Raw genomic sequence first — 1,174 nt, forward strand, 5'->3', positions numbered from 1 at the left:
GAAGTACGTTCTGAGCCGGCTGTGATGAGTGCGTCACTGGTAACGGTTACTTTGTTTCCTCCGTATTCATTGCCACCGTTATCTACAAGAATAATCCGATAGGTTCCGTCTGCCAGTCCTTCCGGAACGGTATATTCGATGTAGCTGTTTTCTCCGTTTTCTGTGTAAGCGATATCGGTTGCTGTTTTTCTGCCGATAACGATGCTATTTACTTTATCAAGGTTGTTGCCGTAAAGTTGTGCTTTTGCTCCAGTAGTAATGATGCGTTCGAAGCCGATTTCGGTAGCCCAGGGATCATCTGCCAAAGGATTGACCTGAATGAGTCCTTCACGGTAAGTCGATTTGCCGATGCTGGTTGTAGCGGTCACTTTCAAATGATAAGTTCCTGCTTTCAGAGCGAGGTCAATTTCTTTTCCTGTCTGTATTTCTTCTCCGTCAATAAACCATGTAACGGTTGTATAATCGGCAGGAGTCACAGTCAGTGTCATCGAGAAGTTGGCATCACGGCTGATATTTGAAACTACCGGCAGTTCACCGTTTACTTGGTCGGGAAATAAAAGGGTCAAGGATTCGGGGATCGTCATTTTCTGTTGCTGTAGAAAATGGAGTTTCTTCCGTGCAGGCGATGAGTCCGAAGCTCATAGCAAGCATGATTAATAGTATGTGGTATATCTTTTTCATATCTGAATCTAATTAAAAAATGATTGTTATTTTGTTGCATCTTTGTCCCACCATACCGGAGTGTACCAGTTGTCTGTTCCTCCCATGCGGTTTAGAGCTTCTTCGTAACTTACTTTATTGTAAGATGATTCCAGAACCGGGTAGCAAAGGCGCACCGGAATTTCAGTACCGCCGGTCAGATATTGTCCGAAACCGTATTCAGCAGGTGATTTCAATTTCGGATAACCAGAACGGCGTATGTTTGCCCAACATTCAGCCGGATTGGTGAAGTGGAGAATCCAGGCCTGTGTATTGATGGCTTCTTTTTTCTGTTCGTCAGTATGTCCGATTCCGTTTTGATTTATATATTCTTCGAATGTTTCATCCGAAACCTGGTCGCATCCATAGCTTTTCTGTCAGGAAATCGATAGCTGCACGTACTCCTGTTCAGTACAGTTCGTCTATAGAACTTACTTTCCTGTATTCCATCCTTGAAAGAAGCTTCGGCCAAATA

The 1,174-nt window shown here is 43.8% G+C and carries 2 pseudogenes; both read right to left on the minus strand.

The annotated features are described in order from the left end of the window. Positions 1-584: pseudogene (locus BACCOP_RS02775) on the minus strand (hypothetical protein); the annotation flags it as partial. Positions 585-707: 123 nt separating this feature from the next. Beyond that, positions 708-1,174 (minus strand): annotated as a pseudogene (locus tag BACCOP_RS19500) (SusD/RagB family nutrient-binding outer membrane lipoprotein); the annotation flags it as partial.

The organism is Phocaeicola coprocola DSM 17136, from assembly GCF_000154845.1.
In the GTDB taxonomy this organism is placed as follows: Bacteria; Bacteroidota; Bacteroidia; order Bacteroidales; family Bacteroidaceae; genus Phocaeicola; species Phocaeicola coprocola.